This window comes from Prauserella sediminis (assembly GCF_014195435.1).
GTDB classification, from domain to species: Bacteria; Actinomycetota; Actinomycetes; order Mycobacteriales; family Pseudonocardiaceae; genus Prauserella; species Prauserella salsuginis.
The window spans coordinates 3566745-3593388 of sequence record NZ_JACIBS010000001.1 but is presented as its reverse complement, the minus strand read 5'-3'; the positions used below and the strand labels follow the sequence as shown (position 1 = coordinate 3593388).

Annotated in this window: 22 protein-coding genes; 5 read left to right on the top strand and 17 right to left on the bottom strand. The window is 70.6% G+C overall.

Annotated elements, in window-relative coordinates:
- Nucleotides 1–11: 11 nt before the first annotated feature.
- The 14 genes from FB384_RS16305 to FB384_RS16240 form a co-directional block, all read right to left on the bottom strand.
- Nucleotides 12–797: a hypothetical protein gene (locus tag FB384_RS16305; RefSeq protein WP_183784013.1), complete on the bottom strand. Its 786-nt coding sequence runs from the start codon at nucleotides 795–797 to the stop codon at nucleotides 12–14.
- Nucleotides 794–1306: a hypothetical protein gene (locus FB384_RS16300; RefSeq protein ID WP_183784011.1), complete on the bottom strand. Its 513-nt coding sequence runs from the start codon at nucleotides 1304–1306 to the stop codon at nucleotides 794–796. Before FB384_RS16300 ends, FB384_RS16305 begins: the two co-directional genes overlap by 4 nt.
- On the bottom strand, nucleotides 1303–2631 hold the full coding sequence (locus tag FB384_RS16295) for an MCE family protein (RefSeq protein WP_183784009.1): 1329 nt from the start codon (nucleotides 2629–2631) through the stop codon (nucleotides 1303–1305). The genes FB384_RS16300 and FB384_RS16295 overlap by 4 nt, the downstream gene beginning before the upstream one ends.
- Nucleotides 2631–3914, bottom strand: coding sequence for an MCE family protein (locus FB384_RS16290; protein ID WP_183784008.1), 1284 nt, complete (start codon nucleotides 3912–3914; stop codon nucleotides 2631–2633). Before FB384_RS16290 ends, FB384_RS16295 begins: the two co-directional genes overlap by 1 nt.
- Nucleotides 3914–5095 carry an MCE family protein gene (locus tag FB384_RS16285; RefSeq protein ID WP_183784006.1) on the bottom strand — a complete coding sequence of 394 codons (1182 nt, stop codon included), beginning with the start codon at nucleotides 5093–5095 and terminating at the stop codon, nucleotides 3914–3916. The genes FB384_RS16290 and FB384_RS16285 overlap by 1 nt, the downstream gene beginning before the upstream one ends.
- Nucleotides 5092–6138 (bottom strand): MCE family protein, encoded by a 1047-nt coding sequence (locus FB384_RS16280; protein ID WP_183785656.1) that lies wholly within the window; start codon nucleotides 6136–6138, stop codon nucleotides 5092–5094. Before FB384_RS16280 ends, FB384_RS16285 begins: the two co-directional genes overlap by 4 nt.
- Nucleotides 6135–7169 (bottom strand): MCE family protein, encoded by a 1035-nt coding sequence (locus FB384_RS16275; RefSeq protein WP_183784004.1) that lies wholly within the window; start codon nucleotides 7167–7169, stop codon nucleotides 6135–6137. Before FB384_RS16275 ends, FB384_RS16280 begins: the two co-directional genes overlap by 4 nt.
- The gene (locus FB384_RS16270; RefSeq protein WP_183784002.1) at nucleotides 7166–8671 is read right to left on the bottom strand and encodes an MCE family protein; all 1506 of its coding nucleotides are present in this window, start codon (nucleotides 8669–8671) and stop codon (nucleotides 7166–7168) included. Before FB384_RS16270 ends, FB384_RS16275 begins: the two co-directional genes overlap by 4 nt.
- Nucleotides 8668–9456: an MlaE family ABC transporter permease gene (locus FB384_RS16265; RefSeq protein WP_221213338.1), complete on the bottom strand. Its 789-nt coding sequence runs from the start codon at nucleotides 9454–9456 to the stop codon at nucleotides 8668–8670. The genes FB384_RS16270 and FB384_RS16265 overlap by 4 nt, the downstream gene beginning before the upstream one ends.
- 118 nt (nucleotides 9457–9574) lie before the next feature.
- Nucleotides 9575–10363 (bottom strand): MlaE family ABC transporter permease, encoded by a 789-nt coding sequence (locus FB384_RS16260; RefSeq protein ID WP_183784000.1) that lies wholly within the window; start codon nucleotides 10361–10363, stop codon nucleotides 9575–9577.
- 46 nt (nucleotides 10364–10409) lie between these two features.
- A complete protein-coding gene (locus FB384_RS16255; RefSeq protein WP_183783998.1) occupies nucleotides 10410–11207 on the bottom strand; it encodes a glucose 1-dehydrogenase in 798 nt (265 codons plus the stop codon).
- A gap of 8 nt (nucleotides 11208–11215) precedes the next feature.
- The gene (locus tag FB384_RS16250; protein WP_183783996.1) at nucleotides 11216–12730 is read right to left on the bottom strand and encodes an aldehyde dehydrogenase family protein; all 1515 of its coding nucleotides are present in this window, start codon (nucleotides 12728–12730) and stop codon (nucleotides 11216–11218) included.
- Nucleotides 12727–13647: a 3-oxoacyl-ACP reductase gene (locus FB384_RS16245; RefSeq protein WP_323985253.1), complete on the bottom strand. Its 921-nt coding sequence runs from the start codon at nucleotides 13645–13647 to the stop codon at nucleotides 12727–12729. Before FB384_RS16245 ends, FB384_RS16250 begins: the two co-directional genes overlap by 4 nt.
- A complete protein-coding gene (locus tag FB384_RS16240) occupies nucleotides 13644–14732 on the bottom strand; it encodes a Zn-dependent alcohol dehydrogenase (RefSeq protein WP_183783994.1) in 1089 nt (362 codons plus the stop codon). The genes FB384_RS16245 and FB384_RS16240 overlap by 4 nt, the downstream gene beginning before the upstream one ends.
- Before the next feature lie 354 nt (nucleotides 14733–15086).
- Between FB384_RS16240 and FB384_RS16235 the strand changes: the two genes are divergently transcribed.
- The 3 genes from FB384_RS16235 (at nucleotide 15087) to FB384_RS16225 (ending at nucleotide 19210) form a co-directional block, all read left to right on the top strand.
- Nucleotides 15087–16391 (top strand): acyl-CoA dehydrogenase family protein, encoded by a 1305-nt coding sequence (locus tag FB384_RS16235; RefSeq protein WP_228726044.1) that lies wholly within the window; start codon nucleotides 15087–15089, stop codon nucleotides 16389–16391.
- Nucleotides 16392–16487: 96 nt separating this feature from the next.
- Nucleotides 16488–17594, top strand: a complete 1107-nt coding sequence (locus FB384_RS16230; RefSeq protein WP_183783992.1) for an acyl-CoA dehydrogenase family protein — start codon at nucleotides 16488–16490, stop codon at nucleotides 17592–17594.
- A complete protein-coding gene (locus FB384_RS16225) occupies nucleotides 17591–19210 on the top strand; it encodes a long-chain-fatty-acid--CoA ligase (protein WP_183783990.1) in 1620 nt (539 codons plus the stop codon). Before FB384_RS16230 ends, FB384_RS16225 begins: the two co-directional genes overlap by 4 nt.
- Here the strand turns inward: FB384_RS16225 and FB384_RS16220 are convergent.
- The 3 genes from FB384_RS16220 to FB384_RS16210 are packed head-to-tail and all read right to left on the bottom strand — an operon-like array spanning nucleotide 19191 to nucleotide 24489.
- Entirely contained in the window at nucleotides 19191–22235 is a 3045-nt protein-coding gene (locus FB384_RS16220; protein ID WP_228726043.1) for a bifunctional GNAT family N-acetyltransferase/acetate--CoA ligase family protein, read from the bottom strand. The genes FB384_RS16225 and FB384_RS16220 overlap by 20 nt on opposite strands.
- 6 nt (nucleotides 22236–22241) lie before the next feature.
- The gene (locus tag FB384_RS16215; RefSeq protein ID WP_183783988.1) at nucleotides 22242–23414 is read right to left on the bottom strand and encodes an acetoin utilization protein AcuC; all 1173 of its coding nucleotides are present in this window, start codon (nucleotides 23412–23414) and stop codon (nucleotides 22242–22244) included.
- Nucleotides 23415–23457: 43 nt separating this feature from the next.
- Nucleotides 23458–24489 (bottom strand): sulfurtransferase, encoded by a 1032-nt coding sequence (locus FB384_RS16210; protein WP_228726042.1) that lies wholly within the window; start codon nucleotides 24487–24489, stop codon nucleotides 23458–23460.
- Nucleotides 24490–24682: 193 nt separating this feature from the next.
- Between FB384_RS16210 and FB384_RS16205 the strand changes: the two genes are divergently transcribed.
- Together FB384_RS16205 and galK are read left to right on the top strand one after the other, a co-directional pair.
- Nucleotides 24683–25375 (top strand): metal-dependent transcriptional regulator, encoded by a 693-nt coding sequence (locus FB384_RS16205; protein ID WP_183783986.1) that lies wholly within the window; start codon nucleotides 24683–24685, stop codon nucleotides 25373–25375.
- Nucleotides 25372–26601: a galactokinase gene (gene galK, locus FB384_RS16200; protein ID WP_183783984.1), complete on the top strand. Its 1230-nt coding sequence runs from the start codon at nucleotides 25372–25374 to the stop codon at nucleotides 26599–26601. The genes FB384_RS16205 and galK overlap by 4 nt, the downstream gene beginning before the upstream one ends.
- Nucleotides 26602–26644: the final 43 nt, after the last annotated feature.

Genomic DNA, 26644 nt, shown 5'->3' with positions numbered 1-26644 from the left:
CGCTCCGGCACTCACACCGGCGACATCTCGGCGATGCGCCAGCTCCCGTCGCTGCGCACCGCCACGACGTCGATCCACACCGAATCCGAACTGCGGGAGGACATGTCCTCACCCAGCACCCGCCGATCGGCCAGCACGAGCAGCTCCGCCCGTCCGCCGGTCAGACTGCGCACCCCGACGGATCGGACCGTCGTCGACTGCACGGCACCCGACGCGGCCGCATCGCCTGTCCCGTCGGCTCCGTTCCCGCCGGCCCGGTTTCCGCCATCCCGACTCCCTGTGGCCTGCGCGCGGAGACGGGCGAAGAGGGCCTCGTACTCGCGGCGCGCCGCTCCGGTCAGTACCCGGTCGGCCGCCCGCTCGGTACGCGCGAGATCACCGCGGTCGTACGAGAACACGGCCGTGACGGCGGCGTCGACCTCCTCCGTCAACTGCTGCGTCCGCGCCGCATCGACATGGGCCACGTCGTCCGGCGCGGCGTCCACCGAACGCATGCCCAGCCAGACCGCACCCGCCGTGGCGACGACGCACACCGCGGCCAGGACGGCGAGCACCGTCGCGCGCCGTGCCGCCGGACCATCCCTCCGGGCCGCCGCGTCGTCGGCATCACCGGGCTCGCCGACCGCACGGTCCTCGCCGTCCGCATCCTCGTCCTCGGTGTCCACGGCCTCGTCCTCGGTGTCCCTGTGGCCGCGGCCCGCCCGGTCCTCGCGGTCGTCCTCGGGCTCCGCGCCGGGCTCCGTGACGGGTTCCTCGTCCTCGCGGTCCCCGGGCTCCCGCACCGTCCGCCGGGTCACGAGCCGACCGCCTGCACGTTCGACACGGTCCACCGCTCCCCTTTCCGCACCAAGGATGCGATCAACGTGCTGCGCCGCTGCTCCTTGCCGACGTCGGTGTCCACGACCGCCAGCAGCCGCGCCGTCCCGCCCTCGAGGTCCAGTTCGGACAGCGCGGAGCGGGTCACCGTTGCCGTGGCGACGGTTTCGGCGTCGCCGGCGCGGTCGATGTGCCGCTTCCGGTCACCAGTCAGCCTGCCGTGCAGCTCACCCGAGGTGACTCGTGCCCACGCGTCGAGATCCGATGCGGCGGTGCGGTGATCGATCGTGTGGAGCACCTCGAGTGCCCTGGTTCCTTCGCGTACGGCCGTGTCCCGGACGGCGGCGTTGTGGGCGGGCTCGCTGTGCGCCACCGCCCACCAGCGCCAACCCAGACCGGCGCAGGAGACGGTCGCGATCACGGCGACGGCCAGCAGCACCGCGACGGTGCGGTCCCGGGCCACCCGGCGCAGCAGCCGTACCGGCCTCATCCGTCCACCCCCAGCAGGCCGCCCATCCCGTCGCCGGACGACCCGGAGTCCGCCGAATCGCCCTGCCCGGAACCGCCGGTGGCCGAGAAGTCGAGCAGTCCGGGCAGCCCGCCACTGCCGTCCTGGCCCCCGCGCTGTGACGCCTCCCGATCCCGATCGGCACCACCGTCGATGTCGCCGCTCGCGTCCTGGTCGCCACCCGGAACCTGCACCGGCTCACCCGCCACCGGCGCGTTCTGCGCACCACGGACATTGCTCGGACTGCCCTGCGGTTCGGCGCAATAGGCCTCGGTGTTGGGCTCGGTGTTCCGCGTGTCGTTCGCGGGGCGGCGCTCGGTGCCCTCGTACCCCTTGGTGCAGCCGTGCGGGTCGAAGAACGTGGGCACGAAACCGAGATGCCCTTCGCCGTTGGACACGACCGAACGCGAGAAGCCGGACACCATCGGCAGCGCCACCATCATGTGCTCGAGCGCGTCCGTCCGCGGTTCGAGCACCTGCGAGGTCGTCAGCAGGTTCGCGATCATCACCGACAGGCTCGTCCCGGACTCGTCGAGCAGCGCGGAGATCTCGCGGCTCGCCGCGGGAGCGCGGTCGATCACGTTGCGCAGGTCGGAGTCGGATTTCTTCAGCTGTGACGCGATGTCACGGAACCCGCCCGCGATCGACCGCAACTGGTCGGCGTTCCGGCGCTGGGTGTCGAGCACGGTCCGGCTCTGCCGCAGCAGTTGCGCGGTCTGCGGCAGAGCCGCCTTGGCCTGGGCGGTGAGCGATCCCGCCGAATCCAGCAGCCGCCCCAGGTCGGGGCCCGCGCCGGTGAACGCGGTGTCGAGTTCGTCGACGACCGTTCGCAACGACTCCGGATCCACACTGGACACGAGCTGGTTGAGGTTGCCGAGCAGCTGCCCGGGTGGCACCGGCGTGCCGGTCCGGGAGCTGTCGATCGTCGAACCGTGTTCGAGATACGGCCCGTCGTCGGACCGGGGCCGCAAATCGACATATTGCTCACCGACGGCGGAGCGATTGGCGACGACGGCGTCGGAGTCGGCGGGAATGTCGGGCGTACCGCTGTCGATGTCCACGTCGACGGTCACACCGTGGCCGTCGAGGTTGAGGCCCGTCACCCGGCCGACCGTCACGCCCCGGTAGGCGACCTCCGCGTTCTCGAAGATGCCGCCCGACTCGCTCAGCTGGATGTGAACCAGATACCCGCGGTTGCCGAACAGCCGATCCAGGCCCGCATACGTGCCTCCGGCGTAGCCGACCGCCAGCAGGGAGATGAGGCCGAACACGACGAGCTGCACCCGGTTCTTGCGTTCCAGTCGCATCAGCCACCTCCCACCAGGCCGCCGAGCAGCCCGTCGACACCGCCGCCGGTACCGCCCCTCCCCTGGCCGGCACCGGCCTGCGGAGCGGTCAGCGATTCCGAGGGGTCGGGCAGCGGCAGCGGCGGCGGGGCGTCCCCGTCGTTGAACGGGATGGCACCCTCGGCGCCGGTGCCGTCGTCGTTCGGCAGCTGCACCGGCGGCCTCCGCGCATTGAGGACGTTCTCGAGGATCGCGTCGAGCTGCAGGTCCAGTCGCACGCTCACGTTCGCGTAGTCGCCGTGCATGATCGACTCGCCGAACACCGGGATCGGATAGCTGGGCAGCAGCTGCATCGCTTCCGGCAGATCGGCACCGGTCTCGGCGAGCTTCTCCAGCGTCGGGGTGAGCGCTCGCAGGTTCGCGACGAGACTCTGTTTGCTCGCGTCGACCACTCGGGTACCGGTCCCGGACAGCTTCCGCAGTGATTTCAGCATGCCGACCAACTGCTCCCGCTGTCCGGAGACGACCTTCAACCCAGGCTCCAGGTGCTCGAGTGCCGTGGACAGGTGGCCGCGCTGTTTCGACAGGGTGCCCGACAACCGGTGCACTCCGTCGATCGCCCGCACGATCTCACCGCGCTGCTCGTCCAATGTGGTCGCGAGTTCGTCCACGCGGGTCAGCAGCGCCCTGATCTCCGGTTCGTTCCCGGCCAGCGCATCGTTGAGCTCCCCGACGATGTCCCTGAGCTGTTCCACTCCGCCGCCGTTGAGCAGGAGCGACAGCGCCCCGAGGACCTCCTCCACCTGCGGATTGCGGTTCGTCCGGTCGAGGGGGATCACGTCGCCGTCGCCGAGCGCGGCCTTGCCGCCGCCGTCGGCGGGCGGCCGCAGCTCGACGAACTTCTCCCCGAGCAGGCTCGACTGGCGCAGTTCCGCCACCGCGTCGCCGGGCAGGTCGATGTCCCCGTTCAGGGCGAGGTCGGCGAGCGCGGTCTTGCCGTCGTCGGCGAGCCGCACCCGCTCCACCCGCCCCACGGCGACGTCATTGACCTTCACCGCCGCCTGTGGCACGAGATCGAGCACGTCGTGGAACCGCACGGTGATCCGATACGGCCGGTCACCGAGGTCGGCACCGCCGGGCAATGGTGCGTTGTACAGCCCCGAGAATCCGCCGTCGCCACAGCCCGCCACCAGCAACAGCAGGCATACCAACGACAGCCGCAGCGCCCGCCGCGCCCTGCCGGGACGGGCACCGCCCGGCGTTCGCTGCACCGCCGTCGCTGTCGCCACCGTTGTCTCCGTCATCACCGACCTCCCGGTGCCACGATCGACGGGAGCGGCAGCGGCGGCAGCTCGCCGCTCTGGATCGAGGCCAGCAGCTGTGAGACCGACGGCAACTTCGCGGCGCCGTCGACGACCGGGCCGAGAATCTCGCACAGTTTGTCCAGCGCCTCCGGCGTTCGGTGGTCGGCCAGCGACTTCGTCAGCTTGCACGCGCTCGTCATCAGCGGATTGGTGACCTCGTTGAAGTTGTAGCGGATCGCGATCGACCCGGAGGCGGCGTCGTAGGAGTTGATGAAGTTCGACAGCCCGAGAGGTGCGACGTCGGCGATCTCCGCGACCGCGGCGCGCTGGTCGACCAGCACCTGGGTGATGCCTTCGAGCTTGCCGATGTTGTCCGACAGCGCCTTCCGGTTCTCGCCGACGAAGCCTTTCACCTTTCCCAGCGCCCCGCCCAGCGACGACAGTGCCTTGCCGACGTCGTCGGAATCCTCGGCCAGGAACCCGCTCACCTCGGACAGCCGCTCGTAGAAGCGGTTCAGCTGCGCGTCGCTGGTCGCGAGCAGCTCGGTGAACTTCTGCAGGTTCCGCACCGTGCCGAACAGGTCGTCCGACGAGTCGTCGAGCGTCGTGGCCAGTTCGGACAGTTTCGTGACCGTGGTGTTCAGGTTCCGGCCGTTGCCGTCGAGGTTGGCCGCGGTCGTGTCGAGCACCCGAGACAGCGCACCGTCGGAGTTCGCCCCGTCCGGCCCGAGTGCCGTCGACAGTTCGTCGAGGCTCGCGTACAGGTCGTCGATCTCCATCGGGGTGGCGGTGCGGTCCCGCGGGATCACCGTTCCGGACGTCATCACGGGCCCGCCGTCGTACACCGGCGTCAGCTGCACGTAGCGGTCGCTGACGAGGCTCGGCGCGACGACGACCGCGTCGGCCCCCTCCGGCACCTGGACCCCGTTGTCGACGCGCATGGACACCACGACCTGCTCACCGCGTGGCTGCACCCGCGTGATCTCGCCGACCTCGATGCCGAGTACGCGCACCGTCGACCCGGCATACAGCCCGACCGCGCGGTCGAAGTGCGCCGTCAGCCTGATGCCCGCATCCTCACGCAACAACCACCAGACGCCGCCGGTCAGCAGGAGTACCGCCACGCAGGCCGTCGCCAGCCAGCGATACACGCTCCTGCCCGCGCGCGTGTCCATCGTCATCGGCCACCTCCGACGCCCTGGTCCGGTGCGGCCATGTCACCGACGCAACCCTCCGAGTTGTACTCGTAGCCGGTGCCGGTGTTGATCGTCGGCGGCAGCATCCCGCAGATATAGCCGTCGAACCAGCGGCCGTTACCGGTCACGTTGGTCCCGAGCCGGGTGAACGGCGCGAGCAGCTCCAAGCCGCGGTCCAGATTGTTCTGATTGCGCTGCAGCACCGTGGTGACCTTGCTCAGTTCCTGCAACGCCGGCTGGAGCTGCGCCCGGTTGTCGTCGACGACCCCGGACAGCTGCTGCGACACCTGCCGGGTGCCGACCAGCATCCGGTTGATCGCCTGCCGCCTGTTCTGCAGTTCGGTCAGCAACGTGTTGCCGTCGCCGATCACCTTGCGCAGCTGCTGGTTCCTGCTGCGGAGCGTGCCGGTGATCTGCCGGGTGTTCGACAGCAGCCTGCCCAGTTCGGCGTCCCGCGACGACACCGTCTCCGACAACGCCGAGAGTCCCTGCAACGCCTCGGTCATCGGCTCGGAGGTGTCGGCGAAGGTCTCGGACACCACGTCGAAGCTCTTCGCCAGCTGGTCGGTGTCGATGTCCTCGACCGTCCCCGACAGCTGGTCGAACGCGTCCTGCAGTTCGAACGGCGTCTCCGTGCGCTCCACCGGTATCGGCTCGGCCGGGTCCTGCGGCGCCTCGCCCTCCGGGTCGAGCGCGAGGTACTTCTCCCCCAGCAGCGTCTTGATCTCGATCGACGCCCTCGTCCGGTCGCCGATCCGCGAGGTGTCGATGCCCTCGAGCGAGAAGGTCGCGCGCACGCGCGTGCCGTCGAGCACGACCTCGTCGACCTCGCCGACCCGTACCCCCGCCAGCTGCACGTCGTTGCCCTCTGCCAGTCCGGCGGACTCGGCGAAGTGTGCGGCGTAACTCGTGCGGTCGCTCAGAATCGGGATCTCGTCGGCCCGGTAGACGGTGACGGTCGTGAGCACCACCAGCACGAGAGCCACGAATCCCACCGCGGCCTGGTTGCGTTCGGTCAGCGGTTTCACTCTGTCTGACACCTCTCCGGCTGCTCCGTCGCGGGCAGCGGCAGGATCGGCACGTCGACGTTGAGCGCCTTGATACCGATCGTCCCGCGCAGATCGCACAGGTAATAGTTGAACCAGCTGCCGTAGCTGACGGCACGCGTGAACTTCTGGAGGTGTCCCGGAAGCGTCGTCAGCACCTCGTCGATCAGTTCGCGCGAACCGGCCAGATTGCCCGCCAGCTTCCGCAGCGCTGTCACGTCCTGGCGCAACGGCTGCCGTGCGTCCTCGAGCAGTCCGCCGGTCGCCGTGGTCAGTTCGGCCAGCCCGGAGACGGCCTCCCCGATCGGTTTCCGCTGTTTCGCCAACCCGCTCACCAACTGCTGCGTCGTCGACACGAGGTTCTTCACCTGCGGCGTACGCGAGTTGACCGTGCCGAGGACACGGTTCAGGTTGTCGATGGTCTGGCCGATGACCCGATCCTTCGATGCGAGGGTCGAGGTCAACGACGCGGTGTGCGACAGCAGGCTGCGCACCGTGCCGCCCTCGCCCTGGAACACCCGGATGATCTCGTAGGAGAGCTGGTTGATCTCCTTCGGATCGAGTGCACGGAACAGTGGCTGGAAACCGTTGAACAGCACCGTGAGATTCAGCGCCGGACTGGTGCGTTCCGGCGGGATCGTGCCGCCCGGTTCGAGCCGCTCCCGGTCGGGCACGTCGGTGCCGAGCGCCAGATACCGCTGCCCGATGAGGTTGCGGTACTTGACGGTGGCCGTCACCAGCGCGGGAAGCCTGCGTTGGCCGTCGACGTCGAACCGGACCTCCGCGTGGTCGCCCTCGCCGACGGCGATCTCCTTGACCTGTCCGACCTTCACGCCCGCGATCCGCACGTCATCGCCCTCGGACAGTCCGGACACGTCGACGAACCGGGCGGTGTAGCCCGAGGCGTCGCCGAAGTTCGTGTTGGCGATGGTCGCGGCCAGCAACCCCGTCAGCAGCACCGTCACGACGGCGAACACCGAGATCTTCAGCAGCGCGCCGGCGATACTCCTCATCGCAGCTCCACCGTCATCCCGCGGTACAGCGGACCGAGCAGCACGCCGCCCCAGCCCGGCAGCTCGTCCGGTGCGATCCCGGTGCGCGGCGACTGCAGCACGCCGATGAGCCGATGTTCGGCGGCCGAGTTCGCGGGTGAGGAGATCCGGCCCTGCGCCGCACCGCCACCGCCCGCAGTATCGCCACCGGCAGCGTCACCAGCCGCGGCGTCACCGCGCGCAGCGGTCCCGGAACCGTCCTGAGCGTCGCCACCCGCTGCGTCGCCGGAACCGCCCTGCAGCGCGGCCTTGTCGTCCCCGTTCTCGGGGAACGGCACGTCGTAACCCAGCACCGGCCCCGGGAGCGGGCCGGAGTTCTTCGACGGCGCCGGATGGGTCGACCCGTCCTCGAGCGGGCCTTCCGGCGGATACTGCGGAAACCGCTCGGGCGGCACCTTCTGCGGATAGCACCTCGGGCCGCGCTTGTCGTTGTACCGCGGCTCGTCGACTCCCGGCTCGTACTTGCCGCGGTTGTCGGCCAGCATCCGGATCACGACGTGGTTCATCTCGTCGTCGCCGTGTCCGAACGCCGCCTTCGCGTTCGGCACCGCCTCGGCGAACTGCCGGAACATGCACGGATACTGCGGTGCGTACTTGGCGAGCACGTCCAGCGTGGGCTGCGACGACGTCGTCAGGCCGATGATGTTGCGCTCGTTGGCGGCGAGGAACCGGTCCAGATCGGCCGACGCACCTGCCACGCTGTTGTACACGCCGGCGAGACCCTGCCGCTTCTCGACGATCGTGCGCGTCGTCGTGGTCAGATCCCGCATCGCGGCGAGGAAATCGGGTGCCGCCTCGTGGTAGATGTCGGCCACGTCGGCCACGGCCGTGATGTCGTGCGACAGGTCGGGCAACGAGGGGTTGAAGTCCTTCAGGTACTCCGACAACCCGACGAGCGTGTCGCCGAACTTCTCGCCGCGTCCCTCCAGTGCGTCGGACACCGACGACAGCGTGCCGGAGAGCTTCTGCGGCTGCACCGACTGGAGCAGCGGCAGCACATTGGACAGCACTTCCTCCAGTTCGACGGCCGAGCGGCTGCGATCCTGGGTGATGACGTCACCGGCCGCCAACGGCACCACCTCCCCGGAGCCGGCCGAACGCTTCGGCGGTTGCAGCGCCACGTAACGCTCGCCGAACAGGGTCTTGGGCAGCAGCCGTGCCGACACACCCGCGGGCACGGCTTCGATCCGGTCACGTTCGATCGCCAATTCGAGGATCGCCTTCTGCCCGTCGGTGCTCACCGACCGCACCTCGCCCACGCGCATGCCGCGGATCTTCACATCGGCGCCCATGCGCAGCTGGTTGCCCGCGGTCGTGGCCTCGAGCCGCACGGGGACCGCGTCGGAGAACGCCTTGTTGTAGATCGCGATCGTCGTGGCGATGAACAGGGCGGCCACGACGAGGAAGATCAGCCCGAGCAGCTGCAGCCCGAGCCGATGCACCACAGCTTTCCGTGTGCTCATCCGGACAACCTCACCGTCGTCGTCGCACCCCAGATCGCGAGGCTGAGGAAGAAGTCCAGCACCGCGACCAGCACGATCGAGGTCCGCACCGCCCGGCCCACTGCCACGCCCACACCGGCGGGCCCGCCACGCGCGTAGTAGCCGTAGAAGCAGTGGGACATGATCACGATGGTGCTGAAGATGATCACCTTCAGGAACGACCACAGCACGTCCTCCGGCGGAAGGAACAGGTGGAAGTAGTGGTCGTAGGTGCCCGCCGACTGCCCGTACATCCAGATCGTCACCTGACGGGAAGCCAGATACGACGACAGCAGTCCCACCGCGTACAGCGGGATCACCGCCACGACACCGGCGATCACCCGGGTCGTGACCAGGTAGGGCAGACTCGGGATGCCCATGACCTCCATGGCGTCGATCTCCTCGGAGATCCGCATGGCGCCGAGCTGGGCGGTGAATCCGCAGCCGACGGTGGACGACAGGGCCAGCCCCGCGGCGAGCGGTGCCACCTCCCGGGTGTTGAAGTAAGCGGAGATGAAGCCCGTCAGTGCGGCCGTGCCGAGTTGTTCGAGCGCCGCATAACCCTGAATGCCGACGATGAGGCCGGTGAACAGGGTCATGCCGATCATCACGCCCAGGGTGCCGCCGATGACGGCCAGGCCGCCGGTACCGAAGCACACCTCGGTCAGCAGCCGCAGCGTCTCCTTGCTGTAGCGCCGGACCGTGCGCGGCACCCACGCGAGCACCTTGAGATAGAACAGCAGCTGCTCGCCGAGGCCCTCGAACATCGCACCCGGCCGCGCGATGGCTTCGAGCACGCGCTCGTCGGAGCGCGGCCCTCGCTGCGGGGACGGCTCCGGCTGCGGTGCGGAGGCGGCGTCTCGATCCTGGGTCGCGGTCATGGCGTCACAGCGCCTTCGGCGGGACGAGCTGCAGGTACACGGCGGTCAGCACCACGTTGATGAGGAACAACAACAGGAATGTGATCACGACGGCCTGGTTCACCGCGTCACCGACACCCTTCGGGCCACCGGACGGGTTGAGTCCCCGGAACGCGGCGACCACCCCGGCGAAGAACCCGTAGATCACGGCTTTGATCTCGCTGATCCACAGGTCGGGCAGCTGCGCGAGCGCGTTGAAACTCGCGAGGTACGCGCCGGGGGTGCCGCCCTGCATGACGACGTTGAAGAAGTACCCGCCCATCACGCCGACGACGCTGACGAGCCCGTTGAGCAGCACGGACACGACGATGGCGGCGAGCACCCTCGGCACGATGAGGCGCTGGATCGGGTTGACCCCGAGCACCTCCATCGCGTCGATCTCCTCGCGGATCTTGCGGGCGCCGATGTCCGCGCAGACGGCACTCCCGCCGGCGCCGGCGACGAGCAGCGCCGTGATCAGCGGACTCGCCTGCTGCACGATCGCCAGCGCGCTGGCCGCGCCGGTGAACGACTGCGCACCGATCTGCTGCGTCAGCGAACCCAGCTGCAGCGCGATCACCGCACCGAACGGAATCGCCACCAGCGCGGTCGGCAGGATCGTGACGCTGGCGAAGAACCAGCACTGCTGGATCCATTCGCGCCACTGGAACGGCCGCCGCGGGATCGCGACGAGCACCTGCCACGACAGCGTCGTCAGCCGGCCGACCTGGGCGAACGCGGCGGTGCCCGGGAGCGAACCCGTACGTGCGGTCATGACACCTCCTGCGCTCGCCCACCGGCTCGTGCCGGCGGCCCGGTCCTCAGAGCTTCAACGCGTGGGTCGCGGTCGCGCCGCCGTCGGCCACGAACTCGGCCCCCGTGCTGTACGAACTGTCGTCACTCGCGAGGAAGGCCACCAGGCCGGCGATCTCCTCCGGTCTGCCGACCCGGCCGAGTGCGACCTTCCTGCCCACCGGCGAAAGATCCGTGTCCTCACCGGTGAACCTGCGCACCATGGCGGTGTCGATCATGCCCGGATGCACCGAGTTGACGCGAATCCCGTTGCCGCCGAGTTCCAGGGCCGCCACCTTCGTCATGCCGCGGATCGCGAACTTCGTGGCCGTGTACGCCGCGACGTACGGCATGCCGGCCAGCCCTTCGACGGAGGACAGGTTGATGATCGAGCCGCCGCCCGCCGCCGTCATGGGTGCAACGACCGCGCGCATACCGAGGAACGTACCGATCTGGTTGACGCGCAGGAGCCGCTCGTAGTCGGCCAGCGACGTGTGCTCCAGCTCCGAGAAGTGCAGCAACCCCGCGTTGTTGACCAGCACGTTCGGCGGCCCGAATTCCTCGGTCACACGCTCGATCGCCGAGTTCCAGTCCTCTTCGGACCCCACGTCCAGCCGTTGGTAGGCGGCGGCACCGTCGCGCTCGGCACACAGCTCGGCCGCGAGCTCCTTGCCGTCGGCGTCCTCGACGTCGGTGATGAGCACCTGCGCGCCCTCGGCGACCAGTCTGCGCGCGAACGCCGCTCCCTGACCGCCGGCCGCGCCGGTGATCAGCGCGATCTTGCCGTCGAGCCGCAACCCGCGCGCGGCCGTGTCGGGTGTCGTCATCGCCTCACTCACATCATCTCGTCGCCGAGGGGCATGAGCACGGTCTTGAGCTCGGTGAACGACTCGATCGACGACTTGCCGCCCTCCCGGCCCAGGCCGGACTGCTTGAACCCGCCGAACGGCAGGTGCGGTTCGATCTGGAACCCGTTGACACACACCGTGCCCGCACGCACCTTGCGGGCCATGCGGAACGTGCGCTGAGCGTTCGCGCTGAACACGCTGGCGCCGAGGCCGTACTCGGTGTCGTTGGCCATCGCGACGGCCTCGTCCTCGTCGTCGAACGGGATCACGGCCAACACCGGGCCGAAGACCTCCTCCTGCGCGAGCGTCGACGAGTTGTCGACATCGGCGAAGATGGTCGGAGCGACGAAGTTGCCGTTCGCGTAGTCGCCGTCGAGGCGCTCCCCGCCGGTCACGAGCCGGGCGCCGTCGGCCTTGCCCTGCTCGATGTAGCCGAGCACGCGCTCCAGTTGCTTGCCGTTGATCAGCGGCGCGGACATCACGGCCGGGTCGAACGGGTCGCCGTAGCTGACCATGCCCGCCATGCCCTGCGCGGCGGCGATGAACTCGTCGTAGACGTTGCGGTGCACGAGCGCGCGCGTGTTGGCCACACACGCCTGGCCGGACAGGCCGAGGGTCACGGCACCGATCGTCGTGGCCGCGGCGAGACCGACGTCGGCGGCGTCGTCGAACACGATGGCCGGGCTCTTGCCGCCGAGTTCGAGCGACACGCGTTTCATCGTCGCCGCGGAGGCCTCGACGATCCGGCCGCCGACCCCGCGCGAACCGGTGAAGCTGACCTTGTCGACGTCGGGATGTGTGATGAGGCGTTCACCGGTCGGATCCCCGGGGCCGGTGACGACGTTGAGCACGCCGGCGGGCACGCCCGCCTCCTCCAGCAGCTCCACCATCCGCAACACCGTGAACGTGCAGTACTCGGACGGCTTCAGCACCACGGTGCAGCCGGTCGCGAGCGCGGGTGCCACCTTCTGCGCGAACAGCAGGAACGGTGCGTTCCACGGGAGGATCGCCGCGACCACGCCGATCGGCTCGCGGAACGTCATAGCCAGGTGGTCCCCGCCCTGATACGGCGTGAGCGTTTCGCCACCGAGCTTGTCGACCCAGCCTGCGTGGTGGTCGAACACGTCCGCGGCGACCTCGACCGAGACCGCGTAGACACCCGCGCCGAAACCGACTGGTACGGAGTTGTCCAACGCCTGCAGCCCGCGCAGTTCCTCGGCGTGCTCGCGCAGCAGAGCACCACAGCGGCGGAGCACGGCGATGCGCTCCTGCGCGCGGGTGTTGGACCACTCGCCGGAGTCGAACCGCCTGCGCGCCGCGGCGACGGCGGCGTCCACATCGGAGGCCGACGCGACGGCGAGCTCGCCGATGTCCTCGCCGGTGGCGGGGTGCCGGTGCGTCCAGGTGGCACCGTCGGTGGCCCCACCCCATTCGCCGTCGATGTAGAGCAGGCCCGGTTTGAGTCCCACCGTCTCGCGGTGCGGTTGCATGGTCAGCGTCATGGGCGCGTCTCCTGTCCCGGTTGTCCCAGTTCCAGCACGTCGGTCGCGGAGAACATGCGTGCGGGGTCGCGGTCGTCGAAGTAGCCGCCGATGCGGTCGGCGAGTTCGCCGACCGTCCAGGCCTCGCCGCCGGTGACGAAGTCCTGTTCGATCGACGGCGGACTCAGCAGTGCCACATGCCCGCCGTGCACGACGAACACCTGGCCGTTGATGTGGTCGGCACCCGGTGAGCCGAGGTAGGCCACGAACGGGGCGACGTGGTCGGTCGACAGCGGGTCGTTGCCGTCAGGGGCTTCGGCGCCGAACGTGCCGGCGGTCATCGCGGTGCGCGCACGCGGGCAGATCGCGTTGGCGCGCACGCCGTAGCGGGCGCCCGCCCGCGCGGTCGACACCGTCAGCGCCGTGATGCCCGCTTTCGCCGCGCCGTAGTTCGCCTGCCCGGCGGGACCGGACAGGAACGCCTCCGACGCGGTGTTGACGATCCGGCCGTACGCCGGGCCGCCGTCGGTTTTGGACACTCCGCGCCAGTACTGCAACGCGCCGCGGCACAACAGGAAATGCCCGCGCAAGTGCACCCGGACCACGGTGTCCCAGTCGTCGTCGGTGAGGTTGAACAACATCTTGTCCCGCACCAGGCCGGCATTGTTCACCACGAGGTGCAGCCCGCCGAAGTGCTCGGTCGCCGCGGCGAGGAGCGCATCCGCCGTGGCGCGCTCGCCGACGTCACCGGCCACGGCCAGCGCCTTGCCGCCGACCTCCTCGACGGCGGCCACCGTGGCGCGGGCGGCCTCGTCGGCGACGTCGTTGACGACCAGCGCGGCGCCCTGCCTGCCGAGTTCGAGCGCTTCGGCACGGCCGAGCCCGGCACCGGCGCCGGTGACGATCGCGACCCGGCCGTCGAGCACGGTCCCCGTCACCCGAAGGTCACCACCTGGCGGATCACGTCGCCGCTGCCGTCGCGCAGCGTCTCGAGTCCGGCGTTGAGGTCGTCGAACCCGATGCGGCGGCTGATCATGCCGTCGAGGTCGAGCATGCCCGCACGCCAGAAGCGCAGCATGGCGGCCGTGTCGCGTTCGACGTGCGCGGATCCGTAGAGCGAGCCGAGGATCTTCTTGTCGTGCAGGAACAATTCCTGCGCGCTGAACTCGACCATCGCGTCGGCCTTGCCCGCGCCCACCACGACGACGGAACCGCCGCGGCGGGAGTGGTCCCATCCTGCGCGGATCGTCGCGGGGGCGCCGACGACGTCGAAGGCGTAGTCGAATCCCTGGGAGGCCGTCAGCTGGTGCTTGGTCTCCTCCACTTGGTCGGGCGTCACCGCATGGGTCGCGCCGAACCGCTTGGCGACGTCGTGCTTCGCGGTGACCGGATCGACGGCGACGATCGTGGTGGCTCCGGCGATGCGCAAGCCCTGGATGACCGAAATGCCCACGCCGCCGCAGCCGTACACGATCGCGGTCGAGCCGGGTTCGACCTTCGCGGTGTTGAGTACCGCCCCGACGCCGGTGAGCACGCCGCACGCGATGAGCGCCGCGGTCTCGAACGGCACGTCCGGGTCGACCTTCACCGCAGCAGGCGCCGGTACGACGAGCTCCTCGGCGAACGTGCCGAGCCCGGAGAAGCCGAACAGCTGCTGATCGCCGATCCGGAACCTCGCCGTGGTGAACGCGTCGATGACGTGCACCGCGCACAGGTTCAGTTCCCCGCGCACGCAGTCGGGGCAGTGCCCGCACGGCGGCACGAACGACATCGTGACGTGGTCGCCGGGCTGCAGGTGGTCCACGCCGTCGCCGACGGCGACGACCTCGCCCGCTCCCTCGTGCCCGACGACCCCCGGCGCCATCGCGGGCAGCGTTCCGGTCATCGCGGACAAATCACTGTGGCAGATGCCCGAAGCACGCACCCGCACGCGCACCTCGCCCGGACCCGGTCCGGCGACCGTCACGTCGTCGCGCAGGTCGAGTTTGTCGTTCCCGATCTCGTGCAGAACGGCCGCTCTCACGTACTGCCTCCTCGTTGAAGCCTGCTCGGTGGGCGACGCGGCCGGTGGTGTGTGCTGGCTCACCGCGGCTCACATCGCGACCGACAATAGAATTTGTTCTCATTCTTGGCAAGGGCGGATTGCTCGGGTTCTCGCCGAGGCTTGATAGCGCGTGTAGAACCACTGAGCGGGGACAATGCATCGCGCCCGACAAGTCGACGCGGTCGGACCTGTTCCCTCAAATAGAACCTGTTCTACACTCAAGGTCGGCAGGGTCCGCCGCTGTGGCCGGGCCGGGTCGACGGCGATGCGACCTGACCGGCGGGCGTCACGGCCAGGTCCCTCACTACGTCCAACGGCCCACGGGAGGATCGGATGCGGATCGCGTACACACCGGAGCACGACCGGCTTCGCGACGAGCTGCGCGCGTACTTCGCCACGCTCATGACGCCGGAGCTGCGCGACGGGCTCCGCACCGAGGGCCATGGCACCGGCGGCACCCCCGCCGGCGAGGGCGCAGCCGGCGGGAATGGGGGTCCCCCCGCCGGCGAGGGCGTAGCCGGCGGGAATGGGGGTCCCCCCGCCAATGAGGGCGTAGCCGGCGGGGGAGAGTACGGCGACGGGGTGGCGTACAAGGAGATCGTGCGCAGGCTCGGCGAGGACGGCTGGCTCGCGCTCGGCTGGCCGCAGGAGTACGGCGGACAGGCGCGGTCGATGCTCGACCAGCTGATCTTCACCGACGAGGCGGCGATCGCGGGCGTGCCGGTGCCGTTCCTGACGATCAACACGATCGGCCCGACCATCATGCGGTACGGCACTCCCGAGCAGAAGGAGTACTTCCTTCCGCGCATCGCGAGCGGGCGCCTCCACTTCGCCATCGGCTACTCCGAGCCCGACGCGGGCACCGATCTCGCGGCGCTGCGGACCCGTGCGGTGCGAGACGGCGACGAGTACGTCATCAACGGCCAGAAGATGTGGACCAGTCTCATCGAGTACGCCGACTACGTGTGGCTCGCCGCGCGCACCGATCCGGACGCGAAGCGGCACAAAGGGATCAGCGTTCTGGCCGTGCCGACGTCCGCAGCGGGCTTCTCGTGGACGAAGGTTCACACCGTCGCCGGGCCGGGCACGAGCGCGACGTACTACTCGGACGTGCGCGTCCCCGTTTCCGCCCGGATCGCCGAGGAGAACGCGGGCTGGCCGCTGATCACCAATCAGCTCAACCACGAACGCGTCGCGCTCACCTCCGCCGCCCCGCTGCAGGCCGCGCTTGAGGAGGTCGTCACGTGGGCACGGGAGGCCAAGCGGGCGGACGGCAGCCGCGTCATCGACCAGGAGTGGGTGCGGGCGCACCTGGCGCGCGTGCACGCCCACGCCGACTATCTCAAACTGCGCAACTGGAAGATCGCCTCGACCGCCGACGCCGGCGGGGTCGCACCCGCCGATGCATCCGCGACGAAGGTGTTCGGCACGGAACTGGCGACCGAGGCCTACCGACTGCTGCTCGAGGTACTGGGCGCGGGCGGGCTGGTCCGCGAGGGCAGCCCGGGTGCGGTGCTGCAGGGCCGGATCGAACGGGCGCACCGGTCGGCGCTGATCCTCACGTTCGGCGGCGGCACCAACGAGATCCAGCGGGACATCATCGGAGCCACTGCGCTCGGCCTGCCCGTGACCCGCTGACGAGCACCACCCGCCGCCGGAGCACCCGCCGGATCACTGCCCGTCGGACCACTGCCCACCGCATCACTGCCTGTCGGAGCTAGCGAGGAGACGTCGATGGATTTCACCTACACCGAGGCGCAGCGCGACCTCGCGGAGCTGACCCGCCGGATCGCGGGTGACCACCCACCGGGAGCTCCGCACGGGACCGGCGGGTTCGACCGCGAACTGTGGCAGGCGCTCGCCTCCTCCGGGGTGCTGGACGCGGCTCTGCCGTCGACGGTCGGAGGCGGCGGTTTCGGCGTGCTCGAGCAGTGCGCGATCGGGCACGAGCTGGGGCGAGCCGTCGCGGCCGTGCCGTACGTGCCTGCGATCGCTCCCGCGGGGTCGGTGCTGGCCGAGTTCGGCGGTGGTGAGCTGCTGGAACGGTGGGTCGTTCCCGCTGTGCGGGGCCAGGCGGTGGTGAGTGCAGCCGTGCCGGACGACGGGACTCCGACGGGGTTCGCCCTCGACGCGGAGGGCGGGTTGAGCGGTGAGGCTCAGGCCGTGCCGTACGGGGCGTACGCCGACGGCCTGTTGGTGCAGGCGACCGCGACCGGCGGCGACGTGCTCGCGCTGGTCGCCGCGGACGCGTCCGGGCTGGACGTCGAACCCCAGCGCGTGGTCGATCACGCCGACGCCGCGTTGGTCCGCGCACGCGGCGTCCGGCCGCAGGCGGTCCTGCCCGCCGAGTCGGTGCCGTTCCTCCGCAGGCGCTTGACGCTCGGCGGGTGCGCACGCCAGCTCGGCGTCGTGGAGCGCGCACTCGAGCTGACGGCGGACTACGCGGGCCAGCGCCACCAGTTCGGCACACCGATAGGCGGCTTCCAGGCGGTGCGGCACCGCCTGGCCGACGGCTACGTCGACGTCGATGCCGTGCGGCTCACGCTCTGGCAGGCGGCGTGGCGGCTGGCGTCGGCCGACGGCGAGACTTCCGACGACCGAACCGGTGACGGCGGGGTCGACACCCGCGACACCGACGTCGATGTCGCGATCGCCACCGCGAAGTACTGGGCCGCCGAGGCCGGGCACCGAGTGGCGCACACGGCCGTGCACGTCCACGGCGGTGTCGGCATCGACGTCGAACACGACGTGCACCGATATTTCGTGGCGGCGAAACGGAACGAGTTCGCCGGGGGCGGCGCGACGGCACAGCTCAACCGGCTCGGGGAGCTGCTGGCATGACGGCGGCCGGGACGGTGTCCGAGTTGCTGCTCGCGCAGGCGGGGCGCACGGAACCGGGCTTGAAGACCCACGAGGGCACGTGGACGTGGGACGAGGTGGTCGCCACATCCGCCGCCCACGGAGCCGCCCTGCGGGAACTGCTGAGCGGCCTGCCCGGCGACGGGCCGCCACACGTGGGCGTCCTCGCCGACAACCTCCCCGAGTTCGCGTTCCTGCTCGGCGGCTGCGCGCTGTCGGGGTCGGTCCTCGTGGGGTTGAACCCGACCCGGCGCGGTCCGGCGCTGACCAGGGACGTGCGGGTGTCGGACTGCCGCGTGGTACTCACGCAGTCGTCCTACCGGCCGTTGCTCGACGCCGACCCCGGCGTTCCGGTGCTCGACCTCGACGGTCCGGAGTGGACGAATCTGGTCGCGGCGCATGCCGGGGTGTCCACCGAGCAGGCTCCCGCGGGACCGGACGACCTGCTGATGCTGATCTTCACGTCCGGCACGAGCGGCGACCCGAAACCCGTGCGCTGCACCCACCGCAAGATCACAGGTCCGGGGCGGATGCTGGCCGACCGGTTCGGCCTGTCGACCACCGACACCACCTACATCGCGATGCCGATGTTCCATTCGAACGCGATCATGGCCGGCTGGGCGGTCGGACTCGCCGCGGGGGCGGCCATCGCGCTTCGGGACCGGTTCTCCGCGAGCGGGTTCCTGCCGGACGTGCGCCGGTTCGGGGCCACGTACGCCAACTACGTCGGCACGCCCCTCTCCTACGTGCTCGCCACCCCGCCCGGTTCCGACGACGCCGACAACCCACTGCGCCTCGTCTACGGCAACGAGGGCGCCGAGGCCGACCTCAACGCGTTCGCGGAGCGGTTCGGCTGCCGCGTCGTCGACGCGTACGGGTCGACGGAGGGCGGCATCGGCTTCTCGAGGACCCCCGACACGCCGCCGGGATCACTGGGCAGACTCACCGACGGGGTGCACATCCTCGACCCCGACACCGGCGAGACGTGCGAGACCGCTGAGTTCGGACCGGACGGCGAGCTCCGCAACGCCGACACCGCCGTCGGCGAACTCGTCAACTTGTCGGGACCGGGCTGGTTCGCGGGTTACTACAACGATTCCGCGGCCGACGCCGATCGCGTCCGGGACGGCCGGTACCACACGGGCGATCTGGCCTACGTCGACGCCGACGGCTTCGCCTACTTCGCCGGGCGCACGGCCGACTGGGTCCGCGTCGACGGCGAGAACCTGGGCACGGCTCCGATCGAACGCATACTCGTCCGCCACCCCGCGATCGCCGAGGCCGTGGTGTACGCCGTGCCGGGGCGGGTCGGCGACGAGGTAATGGCGGCGATCGTCCCTGCCGGCGGAGCGTCACCCGGTCCGGACGAGTTCGCGCGGTTCCTCGACGCGCAGGACGATCTCGGCCCGAAACAGCGCCCCCGGTACGTCCGCGTGACCACCGACCTGCCGAGAACGGCGACGTTCAAGGTGATCAAACGGTGGCTCGCCGCCGACGGACCCGACTGCGGCGACCCGGTGTGGCAACGCACCGGTGACACCTACCGCCCGCTCCCCGGGTCGGGCAGCCACGCACCGGTCAGCCGGCAGGCGCGTTGAGCTGCCGCAACCGCCGGGGTCCGCTGTCGGGACGAGACGGCGGCGAACCGAGGACGATCCGCGCGTTCGTGACGAACGCTCCCTCCGGCGAGGCGAGAATCGGGTCGAGGACCAACGACCGCACCTCCGGGTTGTCCTCCCCCAGCGCCGCGACCCGGAGCATGAGGTCCTGCAGCGCATCCAGGTCGGCCGGCTCGTCACCGCGGTAACCCGTCAGCAGCGGCGCCGTCCGCGGTTCCCGCACCAGCGTCGCCGCGTCCACATCGGTCAGCGGAACCGCCCGGAACGCACGATCGCCGAGCAGTGTACTGACCACTCCGGACAGTCCGAACGAGACGAGTGTGCCGAACGAAGGATCGTCCTGCAGGCCGATGACGCACGAGATCCCCTTGGGTGCCATGCGCTGCACATAGATCTCGGCCATGCCCGAGGTGTCGCGCAGATCGCGGTAACTCGTGCGCACGGAGTCCTCGGAGGTGAGATCGAGCCGAACCCCGGCCAGGTCGGGCCTGCCGCGCAGAGTGTCGTCGTAGGCCTTCAGCGTCACCGGGTAGCCGAGCTCGGCCGCGACCGCGGCAGCCTCGTCCTCGCCGGTCACCACCCGGAACGGCACGACATCGATGCCGTAGCACTCGAGCAGCCGGACCAGTTCCGCATCGGCCAGCCGGACGTCCCGGTCACCGGACCGCTGTCCGGCAGGGTGGGCACCCGCCGGAACGCCCGCAGCCCCGCCGGCGCCGTCCGTCCCGGCCGCGCCGTCCTCCGCGGCCCCGCTGCCCTTCCCTGCTGCGCTGCCCTTCCCTGCTGCGGGGCCCTCCCCGGCTGCGCCGTGGTCCGCGTTCTCACCCGCATGCCGGGCCTCGGCCGGCAGCCACTCCCGCACCAGTCCCTGCGCTCGTTCCGGATGCAGGCCGTCGGGCCTTACGACCGCACCCTGGGGCCGTGCGCGCCACTCGGCGTACCGGATGACCCTGGCGAGTGCGTTCACCGCCCGCTCCGGACTGGGATAACTCGGTATCGAACCGACCACCGGCTGCCCCTGCTCCCCGAGGGTCGCCAGCTCGGCCGGCACACCTTCGACGGCGAGGAACGTGGACACGATCGGCTTGTCCGCGGCTTCCCGCGCCTGCACCGTCTCGCGTAACGCGCGAGCGTACGCCGTGCCCGGGATCGACACGGGCGGGGCGAACACGGCGACCAGCGCATCCACGTGCGGCGAGTCGAGCGCCTCGCCGACCGCCTCTGCGAATTCCTCCGGCGAGGCCTGCGGTCCGATGTCGACCGGCTCGATACCGAGTTCGAGGCCGTTCCCCCTCGCCGTGTCCGCCGCGAGCAGGCCGATCGCACTCGAGTTGCCCACGATCCCCACCCGAGAGCCGGCCGGCAACGGCTGATGGGCGAGTACCAGCGCCGTGTCGAACAACTGCGCCAACGAGTCCACGCGGACGACACCGGCCTGCTCGAACAGAGCCTGCACACTCGACTCGTCGATCTCGGTCGACGTCGCCGCGAGCTGGGGGCGGACGGCGTGCCTGCCCGATTTCACGGCGACGATCGGCTTGGTGCGCGCGAGCCGCCGCGCGAGGCGGGCGAACTTGCGCGGGTTTCCGAACGACTCCAGGTACAGCAGCACGACGTCGGTGTTCGGATCGGTTTCCCAGTACTGCAGCAGATCGTTACCGGAGACGTCGGCGCGGTTGCCCGCCGAGACGAACGTCGACAACCCGAGCCCACGCGCCTCGGCGTCGGCCAGGATCGCCGTTCCCAGCGAACCCGACTGACAGAAGAATCCGGTGCGGCCGGGTTTCGGCAACTGCGGTGCGAGTGTCGCGTTGAGCCGCACCCGCCGGTCGGTGTTGAGCACGCCGAGCGCGTTCGGACCGACCACGCGCATCCCGTGCGCCCGCGCCTCGCCGACGAGCTGCAGCTCCGCGTGCGCACCGTGCGGGCCGGCCTCGGCGAACCCGGCCGAGACGATGACGAGCGTCTTGACGCCCTTCGCCAGCGCACCGTCGAGCACCGCCTCGACCTGATCGGCGGGCACGGCGACCACCGCGAGATCAACCGGATCCGGGATGTCCAGCACCGACCGGTAGGCCCGCACCCCGCGCACGGACGCGTGCTCGGCGTTGACCGGATAGACCGGCCCGGAGAAGTCGGCGCCCAACAGGTTGGTCAGCACCGCGTAGCCGATCTTCGTCGGATCGGTCGAAGCTCCGATGACGGCCACCGACCGCGGGTGCAACAGGTTGTGCACGCTGCGCGCCTCCGCGGCCTGTTCGCGGGCGCGAGCCACCTCGAGAGAATCCTCGGTGGGGTCGATGTCGAACTCGAGGTGCACCACACCTTCCTCGAAGGCACGGCTCACCTGGTAGCCCGCGTCCCGGAACACCCGCACCATCGCCGAGTTCTCGGCGAGGACCTCGGCCACGAACCGGCGCAGCCCCGACTCCCGTGCCGCCGCGGCGAGGTGCTCCAGCAGGATCGACCCCAGTCCACGACCCTGATGGGCGTCGTCGACGACGAACGCCACCTCCGCGGAGTCGCCGTCGAGACCCTCGTACCGTCCGACCGCCACGGCGTCGTCGCCGAGCAGCGCGATGAACGCCACGCGACTGCGGTGATCGACGGTGGTGAACCGCTTGAGATCACGCGCGGGGATCCGCGGGTAGGCCCCGAAGTAGCGCAGGTAGCGCGTGCGTTCGGACAACCTGCTGTGCAGCGCGACGACCCGGTCGGCGTCGCTCGGCACGATCGGCCGCATGTGCACGGTGCCGCCGTCGGAGAGCACGACGTCGGCCTCCCACTCACGGGGATAGTCGAACGGGTCCGGCTCCCCGTGCTCGCCCGTGTCGGCGCCGGCAGCCGCCGTGGCTGCGGCCTCCGCACCGCCACCGGCGTCCATCGCACCGGCGTCCATCGCACCGGTATCCATCGCGCCGCCGGTACCCGCGCCCGACCCTGACTCGCCGGAGCCCGCGCTCGAGGTCTCATCCGTACCGGAGGAATGCTGCTGGTCGGTCATGGCGGTTCAGTCCCTCGGATCGTCCGGATCCAGTCCGTGCAGGGGGAACACGGCCCGGCGGGTGTCACGTATCGCCGCGTCCACGGCGTCGTCGACGCCGTCACCCCACGGCGAGTACCCCACGTCGGCGCCGTCGGACATGGTCGGCGGCACCTCGGCGGACGGCGCCACGCCGCGCACCAGGTCCGTCCATTCCGCGGGCAGCGGAACGTCCGGTGTGACGTCGTGGTCGAGCACCGTCGCGATCAGATGCGTCCAGGACCGGGGCACGACCCGCATCAGCTGATAGCCCCCGCCACCGACGGCGAGCCAGCGACCCTCGGCCCAGCGCTCGGCCAGCGCACGCAGCTCCCGGTAGATCGCCCGGTGCCCGTCGACCGTGAGCGACAGATCCGCCAGCGGATCCTCGCGGTGCGAGTCGACACCGCACTGGGTGACCAGGACCTGCGGACGGAACGCCTCGAGCAGCGATGGCACCACCGCGTGGAACGCGCGCAGCCACCCTGCGTCACCGGTGTGCGGCGGCAACGGAACATTGACGGCACGGCCCTCGCCGTCGCCCGCACCGATCTCGCTCGAATATCCGGTCCCGGGGAAGAGCGTGAACGGATGCTGGTGGAGCGAGATCGTCAGCACCCGCGGATCGCCGACGAACGCCGCTTGCACCCCGTCGCCGTGGTGCACGTCCGTGTCGACGTACGCGATGCGGTCGTAGCCCTGTTCGAGCAGCCACGAGATCGCCACCGAGCAGTCGTTGTAAATGCAGAACCCCGCGGCACGGTCCTGCATCGCGTGATGGTGCCCGCCCGCGATGCTCACCGCCCGCTGCGCTCTCCCCTCGGCGATACACCGGGCACCCAGCAGCGTGGAGCCGACGACAAGCGAGGCCGCGTCGTGCATGTCGGTGAAGAGCGGGTTGTCCTCGGTCCCGAGGCCGTGACCGACGTCCCAGCCCGCCATCGGAGCCTGCTGCACGGCCTCGAGGTACTCGGCGGAGTGTGCGCGGTAGAGGTCCTTGGCTCCTGCCGGCTCGGGACTCAGCAGCGGCACGTCGTCGAGCACGCCGAGCGCCGCCGCGAGCCGCATCGTCAGGTGCAGCCGCACCGGGTTGAACGGGTGCTGGTCGCCCATGTCGTAGGCCAGCAGCGCGGGGTCCCAGACGACGGCGGAGGGAGACATGCCCAGAGCGTAGCTGCCACCGGCGCCGAGTCGAGGGTGAAGATCAGCCCGGCTCGTCGCCTGTCGCGGCCGGCCGGTTCGGGTCCGCCGACCAGTTCGACCACGAGCCCGCGTACAGCGCGGCCGGCCGCTCGCAGCCCGCGCGTTCGAGGGCGAGCACGACCGAACTGGCCGTGATGCCCGATCCGCAGTAGGCACCGACACCGGACATCGCCGACGCCGCCGACGCCGCGGCCGCCGAGACCGACCGACCCGGGCTCGCGGCACCCGAGGACTCGGTGTTCGAGGACTCGGTGTTCGAGAGTTCGGTGCCCGTTGCCGGTGTGGCCGGATCCGCGGTTCCCGGCTCCGCACCGGCGGTGCCGACGCCGAGGCGCGCGAAGTGTTCGCGCAGCTGCTCGGGGCTGCGCCAGTGTCCGTCTGCCTCGACGTGGGCCGCGAATGGGGCGTTGCGCGCGCCCGGGATGTGGCCGCCGCGCGGGTCGACGGGCTCGTGGTCGCCGATGTACCGCTCGTGGGCCCGCGCGTCGAGGAGGACGCCCTCACGGGCCAGTGCAGCCGCGCCGTCGGCGTCGAGCACGGGCAGGTGGCCGGGGTCGACGGTCACGTCGCCCTGAGCCGGCGCGGGGATCTCTGTGGTCACGGGCCTGCCCTCGGCCTGCCAGGCGGCGAACCCGCCGTCGAGCACGGCCACGCGGTCGTGGCCGGCCCAGCGCAGCAGCCACCACGCACGGGCGGCGACCGACGAGTCGGCATCGTCGTAGGCGACGACCGGTCGGTCGCTGCGCACGCCTGCGGCCCGCAGCACGCGCTGCAGCTCGCCGGGATCCGGCAGCGGGTGGCGCCCCGCGGCACCCGGCGTACCGGCGAGTTCCGTGTCGACGTCGACGAACACGGCTCCGGGCACGTGGCCCTCGGCGTACGATTCGGCCCCCGGTGGTCCGAGGAGCCGCCAGCGCACGTCGAGCACCACCGGCCGCTCGCCGGCCGGGCCGTCGAGCGCTGCGGCCAGCTCGGCGGTGCTGACGACCGGGCCGAACGACGCGGACTGCGAATCGGGCATGGTTTCGGGCATCGGTGACGTTCCTTGTCTAGGGAGCCCTCATTCAGGGAGCGGCGCGGGCGGCCTCCGGCGCTGCCGACGGGTGCTCCGCAGCGGCGCCGGTCTGTGATTACCACACCACCCGCGCGAGATCGCGGCACCTGACGGCCGACCGCTTCGTCGGGGGCGAGGACTACCATGAGTTCGGCGAACAAAGGGGACAGGCGTGAACGATCTCATCGACACCACAGAGATGTACTTGCGCACCATCTTCGAGCTCGAAGAGGAAGGTGTCACCCCGCTGCGCGCACGAATCGCGGAGCGGCTGGAGCAGAGCGGTCCGACGGTGAGCCAGACAGTGGCGCGCATGGAACGGGACGGCCTGGTCGTCGTGGCAGACGACCGGCACCTGCAGCTGACGGAGCACGGACGCGAGCTCGCGATCGCCGTGATGCGCAAGCATCGGCTGGCGGAGCGGCTACTCGTCGACGTCATCGGCCTGGAGTGGGAACACGTCCACAGCGAGGCCTGCCGCTGGGAACACGTGATGAGCGAAGCCGTGGAACGCAAGCTCGTCACACTGCTGAACCAGCCGACCACCTCGCCGTACGGCAACCCGATCCCGGGCCTTGACAAACTCGGTGACGGCGGCGAACCCGCCCCGCCCGCGGAGGCCGACCTCGTGCGGTTGGACGACGTGGCGCGCTCGGGTGGCGGCAAGGTCGAGATCCGCCGCATCGCCGAGCACGTGCAGAGCGACGAGACGCTCATGGCGCAGCTCAAGGCGGTCGGCATCGTGCCGGGCCGGACGGTCCACGTCGGCAAGAACGCGGGCACCTCCGTCGAGGTGTCGGACGACGCGGCCTCGGGCACCGTGAACACGAACGTCCTGCACGCCGTTCTGGCTCAGACCCGGTGACGGCCTCGGACCAGGCGACGGCGGCCGGCCCCGCCGACACCGCCGACGACGCGTTCCGATCCGTCCACGACCGGGCACCCGCAGGGGTGTGGTCGGCTCCGGGACGGGTGAACCTCATCGGCGAGCACACCGACTACAACGACGGGTTCGTGCTGCCGTTCGCACTTCCCCACCGTCTCGCTGCCGCTGCCGCGCCCCGCGAGGACGGCAAGCTGACGTTCGCCACCGTGGGCTCCGACGGTCGCGTCCACACCGGGGCGCCCGTGGCCGTGTCCGATCTGCGGCCCGGCACGCCGGACGGCTGGTCCGGTTATCCGGCAGGCGTGGCCTGGGTGCTGCGCGAGGCCGGTATCGGTGGCGGCGCCGAGACGGACGGCTGGACCGTCGACCGGGGCGCCGACCTGGTGATCGCCGGGGACGTGCCGACCGGAGCCGGGCTGTCGTCGTCCGCCGCGATCGAATGCGCCACGGCGATGGCACTGCTCGGCCTGGCGGGCGAGCACGACCAGCAGGCGGCCCGGCGCGCCGAGATCGCGCGGTGGGCACAGCGCGCCGAGAACGAGTTCGTCGGCGTCCCGACCGGCTCGCTCGACCAGACGGCGTCGATGTGCTGCGTCGACGGGCACGTGCTCTTCCTCGACTGCCGGTCCGGTGACACCGAGCAGGTGCCGTTCAACGCGACGGGCGCCGGCCTGTCGGTGCTCGTCATCGACACGCAGGTCAAGCACTCGCTGGGCGGGTCCGAGTACGGCGACCGGCGGGCCGGCACCGAGAAGGCCGCGCGGCTGCTCGGTCTGCCCGCGCTGCGCGATGTCACCCCGGACACCCTGGACGACGCCCTCGACCGGCTCCCTGCGGACCTGGTACCGCTCGTCCGGCACATCGTCACGGAGAACGCACGCGTGCTCGAAGCGTCCCGGTACCTGCGGGACGGCCGGATCGCCGACATCGGGCCCGTGCTGGACGCTTCACACGTGAGCATGCGCGACGACTACCGCATCTCCTGTCCCGAGCTGGACCTCGCGGTCGACACGGCGCGCACGGCGGGCGCGCTGGGCTCTCGCATGACGGGCGGCGGCTTCGGCGGGTCGGCCATCGCGCTGGTCCGCGAGAACGATCGCCACGCTGTCGAAGCGGCCGTGACCACGGCGTTCGACACGGCCGGGTACCGCAGACCGCGCATGTTCGTCGCCGTGCCGTCCGCCGGAGCCGGCCGCGACCGGTGACGACCTCGCCACAGCGGCACGACAGGGCTGCGGCACACTGTCG